Annotated in this window: 6 protein-coding genes; all 6 read right to left on the bottom strand. The window is 75.8% G+C overall.

The genetic code is table 11. The features are described from left to right. Positions 1 to 106 precede the first annotated feature (106 nt). Positions 107 to 439: a thioredoxin gene (gene trxA, locus ACFUVW_RS17320; protein WP_429731056.1), complete on the bottom strand. Its 333-nt coding sequence runs from the start codon at positions 437 to 439 to the stop codon at positions 107 to 109. 32 nt (positions 440 to 471) lie between these two features. Next, entirely contained in the window at positions 472 to 1,533 is a 1,062-nt protein-coding gene (gene trxB / locus ACFUVW_RS17315; protein WP_430572558.1) for a thioredoxin-disulfide reductase, read from the bottom strand. A gap of 107 nt (positions 1,534 to 1,640) precedes the next feature. Next, positions 1,641 to 3,584, bottom strand: coding sequence for a hypothetical protein (locus tag ACFUVW_RS17310; protein ID WP_430572557.1), 1,944 nt, complete (start codon positions 3,582 to 3,584; stop codon positions 1,641 to 1,643). Between the two features lie 148 nt (positions 3,585 to 3,732). After that, positions 3,733 to 5,577, bottom strand: a complete 1,845-nt coding sequence (gene murJ, locus ACFUVW_RS17305) for a murein biosynthesis integral membrane protein MurJ (protein ID WP_430572556.1) — start codon at positions 5,575 to 5,577, stop codon at positions 3,733 to 3,735. Beyond that, positions 5,574 to 7,979, bottom strand: a complete 2,406-nt coding sequence (locus tag ACFUVW_RS17300) for a DUF6049 family protein (RefSeq protein WP_430572555.1) — start codon at positions 7,977 to 7,979, stop codon at positions 5,574 to 5,576. The genes murJ and ACFUVW_RS17300 overlap by 4 nt, the downstream gene beginning before the upstream one ends. Positions 7,980 to 7,989: 10 nt before the next feature. Next, positions 7,990 to 8,640 (bottom strand): NUDIX hydrolase, encoded by a 651-nt coding sequence (locus ACFUVW_RS17295; protein WP_430572554.1) that lies wholly within the window; start codon positions 8,638 to 8,640, stop codon positions 7,990 to 7,992. Positions 8,641 to 8,664 lie beyond the last annotated feature (24 nt).

The raw sequence follows: 8,664 nt of genomic DNA, 5'->3' as shown, positions 1-8,664 counted from the left end.
GCCGGGAGCGCCGGCCCTCCCGGTTCCCGAGCGCTCGGGTGCTCGCGCGGCAAGCTGCAGGCCGGCCGGCGGTCACGTGACCCCCGGCCGGCCTTGGTCGGGGAGCTCAGGCGCTCGGCGCGAGGACCGCGTCGATCTCCTCCTGGAGGGCGCGCTTGGGGCGGGCGCCGATCACGGACTTCACGAGCTCGCCGCCGGAGTAGACATTGAGCGTCGGGATCGACGTGATGCCGTAGGCCATGGTGGTGGCCTGGTTGGCGTCGGTGTCCAGCTTCACGATCTTGATCTTGCCCTCGTACTCGTCCGAGAGCTCCTCGAGGATCGGGGCCACCATGCGGCAGGGGCCGCACCAGGTCGCCCAGAAGTCGACGAGGACGGGGACGTCGGACTCGAGAACCTCGGCCTTGAACGTGTCGTCGGTGACGGCGACGGTAGCCATGTGTCGCTCCTTCGGGATCGGTGGGGGAGAGGTCAGCCGGCGACGGAGTCCAGCGCGCCGTCGAGGGCGGCGGGGAGCCCGTCGGGGTTGGGCACGGCCGGGGTGCCGGCGAGGGACTGCTCGCCCTCGGCGTCGGCCACCTCGGTGAGGTAGGACTGCGCGTCGAGCGCGGCGGCGCAGCCCGACCCGGCGGCGGTGATCGCCTGGCGGTAGGTGTGGTCCACCGCGTCGCCGCAGGCGAAGACGCCGGGCAGGTTGGTGCGCGTGGAGCGACCCTCGACGAGGATGTAGCCCTCGTCGTCCAGGTCGATCTGGCCCTTGACCAGGTCGGTGCGGGGGTCGTGGCCGATCGCGACGAACAGGCCGGTGGTGTCGAGCTGGCGCTCCTCACCCGTGACGGTGTCGCGCAGGGTGAGACCGGTGACCTTGTCCTCGCCCGAGATGCCGGCGACCTCGCTGTTCCAGGCGAACTCGATCTTCGGGTCGGCCTGGGCGCGGTCCGCCATGATCTTCGAGGCACGGAGCGCGTCGCGACGGTGCACGATCGTCACCTTGGACGCGAAGCGCGTGAGGAAGGTCGCCTCCTCCATCGCGGAGTCCCCGCCTCCGACGACGGCGATGTGCTGGTCGCGGAAGAAGAACCCGTCGCAGGTGGCGCACCACGAGACGCCGCGGCCGGAGAGCTGCTTCTCCTCGGGCAGGCCGAGCTCGCGGTACGCGGAGCCCGTGGCGAGGATGACCGCACGAGCCTTGAACGTCTCGCCGCCGCCGGTGACGACCGTCTTGATGTCGCCGGTGAGCTCGACCTGCTCGGCGTCGTCCCACAGCACGCGGGCACCGAACTTCTCGGCCTGCTCGCGCATGGCCTCCATGAGGTCCGGACCCTGGATGCCGGCGGGGAAGCCGGGGAAGTTCTCCACCTCGGTGGTGTTCATCAGGGCGCCGCCCGCGGTGACGGAGCCCGCGATGACGACGGGTGCCAGACCAGCTCGCGCGGCGTACACGGCCGCGGTGTAGCCCGCCGGGCCCGAGCCCACGATGACGATGTCGTGCACGGTGGCCTCACCGGTGGTGTTGGTCGGCTGATCGGTCACGTTCTCTCCTGCTCGTCTGGTGGTCGTTCGCGTCCTGGGGCGCCATCGCCCTCAACACCCCGAGGGGGTGTGGTGTTCCCGGGCGACGGCCCGCCGCCCGGGAACGATCACGAGAGGACGATCTCGTTGAGCTCCAGGTAGTACTTGTCGTTGGTCTGCGGGAGCTCCGTGATCCAGATGACGAAGGAGTCCGCGACGGTCTCCTCCTTGAGGTCCAGGGTCGTCTCGGAGCTGAACGCGCCCTCGGCGAGCACGGGCCCGTCCGTGGGGTTGTCGCGCGACGTCGCGCGGACCTGGACGTGCCCGCCCTCGGAGTTGGTGTTGAGCGTGATCGACGTGACGGGGGCGGGCTCCTCGAGCTCGATGACGTAGCCCAGGCCGCTGCGCAGGCCGGCGAAGTCCGAGCCGTTGAACCACTGGGTGTACCAGAAGGTCGACGGGTCGCCGTCGTACGCGAGGTCGACCGCCTCGGGGTGCTGGCCGTCGCCCTCGGGGTCGAGCTGGTCGCCCGACTCGATGACGGGCCGGACCTCGGGCGTCTCCGAGGGCTCGCCGGACTCCTCGTCGGTGGGCTCTTCGGCGGCGCCGCCACCGCCCGCGTCATCGGTGGCGACCGGCGTCTCGGCCGCCGGCGGCGCCGACGGCGACATGACCTTCGAGACGGCCCACAGGGCGCCCGCGAGCACCAGCACGACGACGAGGCCGAGCACGATCGGCGTCGGGTTCACGCCGCGCCGCTTGGGCGCGGGCGACGACGCGAAGCCGCCCGTGTCGGTGCGGGGCTCGCCGCCCCCGGGCGGCGGAGGCACGGGCGCGTGCGCGGTCTGCTGCTGCACCGGGGCGCCCTGCGCCGTGGGGTAGGCCTGGCTGTCGTACGCCGCCGCGGGCGCGGCGCCGTACGCCGCTGCGGGCGCCCCCGGCTGCTGTGCGGGGGCGGTCTGCTGCTGGACGGGTGCCATCGCGGCCGTCGCCTGCACGGGCGGCACCGGACCCTGGGCAGCGGTGGGCGCCGCGGCCGGCGGGATCGCCTGCGTGGACTGCGCCAGCACTCCGGCCGCGCCGGCAGCCGCGCCGGCGGCACCGCCGACGACGGCGGAGCGGGCGATGCGGCCGCTGGCCGGCCGGCGGACGGGCGGTGCCGGGGGCGGCGTGCCCGGCAGGGCGGCACCCGCCCCGACCGCGCCCATGACCGAGGAGCGCACCGGCGGCTCGGTCGACGGCTGCACGAACTGCGGCAGCGACGCGACGACCGAGACCTCGCCCCAGGGGGCTAGCGCGGCGACGACGTCGCCCGGCGTGGTGGGGGCGTCCGGGGAGTCGGCGCCGAAGGTCCGGCGCACCAGGGAGTCGAGCTCCTGGTCGACGTGCGGCACCAGGGTCGACACGGGCACGACGCCGTGCTCGTCGCGCTGCGCGGGCAGCGGGCGCACGGCGTCGGAGGCGATCCACGGCTCGTCGAGCGAGTCGCCCGGCCAGCGGGCGGTGAGCGCGTAGTAGGCGAGGGCGACGAGGTCGCGCGCGTCGGCCGCGGCCGCGCCCGCACCGGTGACGTGCTCGCGGCCGTCCACCCCGGCGAGCGCGGCGTCGATGCCGAGCCCGGTGACGACGACGCGGTGGCCGTCCACCCGCACGGCCTCGGGCCGCAGCGCCAGGTGGTGCACGCCCCGCTGGCCGGCGGCCTCGAGCGCCGCCGCGGCCTCGCCGACGACCGCACGGGCCTGCTGGGCGTCGACCAGGCCGCCGGAGACGACCTCGGTGAGCGACGAGCCCCGGTAGGGCTCGGAGATGATGTAGCTGCGCTGGCCCGCGCCGAGGTCGGTGCTGCCGACGTCGAGCACGCGGGAGAGCCGCGGGTCGGCGACGAGCGCGGCACGGCGCGCGGCGTCGAGCGCCGCGGACGCGTAGGGGCCGTCGACGAACGTCACCCGGACCGGACGGTCCAGGATCTGGTCGTGCGCTTCCCACGCCTCGGCTGAGGCGAGGTCGGTGGCCGCGAGCTGCACGAGCCGATAGCGATCGACCATGACGGTCCCGGGATGGGCGGTGCTCACCTGTGCTCCTCGGTGGGGGTGCGGGTGGAGAGGGTCCTCCGGTCCTTCGGACCATGGTACGGGCGGGCCGGTGGCCGCGAGGTCGCCCCCGGCGGGCGTGCCTGCAGGGCCCTCACGGAACCCGCGCGAGCCGGGCACGCGACCGTCGTCATCGCTTGAGCCGCCGGAGGACGGGGGCCAGCGCGTCGTCGAGCTCGCGCACGTGCAGGACCTTGAGCGCGAGGACGTACCCGACGGTCATCACGATCCCGGCGACGGCCGTGACCAGCACGGAGTGCCCCCAGGACGTGACGTCGTAGCCGTCGAGGAGGCGGACGGTCAGCCACCCCAGGAGGGCGGCGGTCAGCGCGCCGACCAGCGCGCGGACGTAGAGCTGCAGCACGCGCCGGCCGTCCATGCCCCGCAGCTTGCGGTGCATGCCGCGCACGCGCAGGAGCAGGGAGATCCACGTGGACAGGGCGTACGCGCCGCCGGCGGCGACGGCCCACCACTGCGCCGGCAGGAGGCGGGTCGCGCCCCACAGGACGAGCACCATCGAGACGGTCGCGATGACCTGGATGCCGAAGATGCTCCGCCCGTCCTCGAACGCGAAGTACATGCGGCGGACCAGCACCGTGGCGCCGAGGGCGATGATGCCGACCGCCATCGCCTGGATGATCGGCGCGACGGCCGCGATGCCCTCCTGCCCGAGCGACGGCAGCAGCGCGCCGGTCAGCGGGACGGCCAGGACGACGAGGACCGCGGTGGAGAACACCGAGAAGACGCCCGCGGAACGCATCCCCAGGGACATGTCCCGGCGCACGCCGGGGATGTCGCCCGCCTGGACGGCCGCCGTCATGCGCGGGAAGAGCACCGTGACGATGGAGACGACGACGAGGGAGTGCGGCAGCAGGTAGATCGTCATCGCGTTGGTGTACGCGGCGTTCCCGGCGAAGGGCTCCTCGAGGGCGCCCCCGGCGCGGCCGGCGGCACCGAGCACGTTGGTGAGGAAGATGACGCCGACCTGCTCGAGCGCGACCGCCCCGATGGTCCAGCCGACCACCGAGCCCGCCGCGCGGAGCCCGATGCCGCGCAGGCCGAGCCGGAAGCGCCACCGGAACCCGGAGCGGCGCAGCGCGATCACCAGCACCAGGGACTGGGCCGCGATGCCGAGGGTCGCCGTGCCCGCGAGCACCGCCGTCTGCGCCGTCGACCACTGGGACAGGTCGGAGATGCCGCGGTCCGGCGCCGCGCCCCACACCAGGAGGAACGCGCCGAACCCGAGCAGCGAGACGACGTTGTTCGCCACGGGGGCCACGCCGTAGGCGCCGAACTTGCCCTGCGCGTTGAGCACCTGGCCCAGCAGCATGTAGAGGCCGTAGAAGAAGACCTGCGGGATGCACCAGTACGCGAACACGACGGCCAGATGCCGCTCGTCGGCGGTCCAGGCGTCGCTGAGGGTGGACAGCCAGACGATCAGCGGGGCCGCGACGACGAGCACCGCGGTGAGCAGGAGCAGGCCGAGCCCGGACAGGCTGAGCAGCTTGTCGAGCCGCTCGCGGGCGTTGTGCGCGTTCATCGCCCGCAGGATCTGGGGGATGAGCACGGCCTGGAGCACGCCCGCCGAGATGAGCGCGAACAGCATGTTGGGCAGCTTGTTCGCGATGTCGAACGCGTCGGCGACGGTGCCGACGGCGCCCACGCAGGCCACCAGGAGCATCGCGCGGATCAGCCCGGAGGCGCGGGAGGCGACCGTGCCCAGCGTCATCACGACGGAGCCGCGGCCGAGGCTGGTGCGGCGCACGCGACCACCGTCGCCGCCACCGTCGCCGCCGCCGCTCCCGCTGCCGGCGCCGCCGGCCGGCTCGGTCGGACGGGCGTGGCCGCCGGCCGGGTCGCTGACGGGGTGCCAGCTCGCGCCGGCGGCACCGGTCGGCGTCGCCGGGTCGGTCGCGTCGCCCTCGCCGGGCAGGTCGGGCCGGCCGTCGTCGGGGAAGGCGGACGTCGAAGTCATGAGGGGTCGGTCTCCGTGGCCTTGGCGGGGGGCGTGCGGGTGGCGGGGGTGACGCCGCCGCCCGGGTCGTCCGGCTGCTGGTCGGGTGCGGGGCGGTCGTGCGCGGGCGGCTCGTCGGGGGCCGCCACGTCGGGCCCCTGCGGGTCGGCGGCGGCCGCCGCGACGCCCTCGCCCGTGGTGCGTGCCGAGGACCGCCCTCGACGCACGGTACGCCAGATGCCGCCGAGGAAGAGGAGAGCGACCAGCGCGGCGACGACGGCGGTGCCCGCCGTCTCCCAGCCCGCGCGGACGCGGAGGGAGAAGCTCGTGGGCCCGGCGACGACCGTGCCGCTCGGCGCGAGTACCTCGACCTGGAGGTCGACGTCGCCGGAGCCGATGGCGCGGACGGGGACGTGCACGTTGGACGACGTGCCGGCGGGCACGACGACCGTCGGCCGCGACTCGACGACCAGCCGGGACGCGTCGGGCCGCAGCACGACGGTGACGGTGGCGTCCACGGGCAGCTCGTTGGACACGGTGACGGGCAGCTTGCCGGTGTCGCTGACGAGCGTGACGTTGGACCGGTCGGCGACGCCGATGCCGTCCTGGAGGGCCTCGGACTGCTCCACCGCCAGGTCCACGGCGCGGTCGCGGGCGTCGGGCTCGGTCCGTGCGGCGACGGCGAGCGGGGCGACGAGGGCCTGGTCGGCGTCGCCGCTCAGCTCCACGGGGTCGGCGGCCACGGTCGAGAACGCGGCGAGGTCGCGATGGGAGTCGAGGAGCCGGCGGACGGCGGAGGGCGCCAGCTCGCCGTCGGACCGACCGGCCCGCTCGCCGCGGGCGGGGTCGTCGCGCGGCACGCGGGAGGCGGGGGCGGCGACGGTCTCGGACAGGGGCACGACGTCGGCCCACGAGGCGTCGTGGAGGGCGGCGAGCACGGTGCCCACCAGCGCGGGGTCGGGCGACCAGCCCCGCGGGAGCGCCGCGAGCAGGTGCAGGTCCTCCTGCCCGGACTCCTGCTGCTGGAGGGCGACGAGCGCGGCGTCGGCCAGCACGCGGGTGGACGCCTCGGCGGCCGACGGGGCGTCGGCCTCGTCGGTGAGGGCGGTGAACGCGGCCGAGAGCCCGTCGTCGGCGACCAGCGCGGGCACCTTGCCCGACGGCGTGTCCACGGCGGTGCGGGCGGAGGCGGCGACGCCGTCGGCGGGGGCGAGGCCGTCGGCGACGACGACCTGGTCCACGGGGGCGTCGCGACCCGCGGCGAGGGTCGCGACGTCGGGCCGGCCCTCCGGCCAGGCGAGGGTGAGCCCCCAGCCGTCCGGCCGCTGCCAGGCCGCCCCGAGCGCGGCCTCCCCGCCGGTCGTGGCCGCGACGTCGGCCCGGGACGGGTCGGCGTGCGCGACCGCCGCGAGGTCGGGGTCGTAGCCGGGCAGGACGGCGACGTCGGCCGGTCGCCCGGTCGCGGCGGCGCTTGCGGTGCCGGCGCCGGTGGTGCTCGTGAGGCTCGCCGACGCGGCGCCGTCGTCCGTGGCTGCGTCGTCCGTGGCACCGGCGTCGGCGTCGCCGGCGGCGGGCGCTCCCGTGAGCCGGGTGGCCCACGCCCGGGAGCCCTCCTCGTCCGACCCCGCGGCGGCCGAGACGAGCGCCGGGTCGACGGCGAGCGACATGCCGGGCGACGTGCCCGTGACGGCCGCGGCGTCGAGCAGGCGGGTCAGCCGCCCGCCGGTCGCGGTGGCCGTGGCGAGCTCCTGGTCGTAGCCGTCCGGGTCGAGCGGGTCGACGGCGGGGCCGGTGACGGGTGCGGTGACGCTCACCGAGACCGGGTCGGGCGCGTCGCCCTCCGGCGCGAACAGGAGGAACGTGTGGACGACGTCGAGCGTGGAGCCGCCCTGGGTCAGCGCCACGGACATCTCGCGGGGACCCCAGGGGTTCTCCGCGCTGAGGCCGAGGGCGTCGACGTCGAGCTCCATCGTCACCTGCGCCGAGTCGCCCGGCGCGAGCCGGTCCACGGGCTCCTCGTTCTGCGTGGCGGCGGTGCTGGTGCCGTCGTCGTCGGCCCAGGCGGCCAGGTCCTCGCGCGAGGTGAGGGGGCGCCACGAGACGCCGAGGTCGAGCGCCGCGCCGTCCAGCGCCGCGTCGGTGCCGTTGGTGACGCGGGCGGTGAGCGTCACGGTGGAGCCGGGGGCGGCGAGCGTGGGTGCGGAGCTCACGAGCTCGACCGTCGCCTGCCCGTCGCGGGCGGCGGGCAGCTGCGCCGGCGCGGGGGTCGCGGCCGACGCGGGCGCGCCGGGGAGCGCGACGAGCGCGCCCGTCAGGAGCAGGCCGGCGAGGGCGAGCAGCACGGGCAGGAGCAACGCGGTCAGCCGGCGCGCGGGCGGGGGCGCGGGTGCGGCACAGGCACCCGAGGGTCGGGAGGCGGTCACGCGGCGGGCCTCACTCGACGGCTCCGAGGCCGGGGTGCCCGAGCACCTCGGGCGTGCGGCGCAGCACCTGCTGCGCGACGACGGCGAGCCGCTGCTCGTTGGGGTAGGAGAGTCGCTCCGTCAGCTGCTCGACAGGGACCCACAGGGCGTCCTCCGCCTCGCCGTCGGGGTCGCCCTCGGCGGTGATGGTGCCGCCCTCCGCGCGCAGGAGGAAGTGGTGCACCACCTTGTGGACGCGGTGGTCCTCGCCGCTGAACCAGTAGTCGATGACGCCCAGGCGGGTGCGGATGGTGCCGAGGATGCCCGTCTCCTCGTGGATCTCGCGCACCGCCGCCTGCTCCGGCGTCTCCTCGCCCTCGAGGTGCCCCTTGGGCAGGCACCACTCGAGCCGCCCGCCCCGGTTGCGCCGCACGATGACGGCCGCCTCCGGCCCGCCCGCGGCGACCTGCACGACGAGCCCTCCCGCCGACGTCTCCTCGTTGACCGGAAGGTGCGTCGTCGTGCCCGACGGGGCGACGCCCACGACGGCGGGTGTCGCGGTGCCGCGCGGGCCGGAGAGGCGCGCGGGGTCGACCTTGAGCGGGTGTCCTCCCGGTGGCACGGGGACCGGCGCGGCCGGGCGCCGGCGCCGCGGGCCGGGAACCGGGGCCGGGGATGACATGCGCCCCACCCTACCGAGTGACGG

It is taken from the genome of Isoptericola sp. NPDC057391, from assembly GCF_042668085.1.
Lineage (GTDB): Bacteria > Actinomycetota > Actinomycetes > Actinomycetales > Cellulomonadaceae > Isoptericola.
Note: the sequence above shows the minus strand (reverse complement) of the source record. Positions and strands in the feature narration are given on the sequence as shown.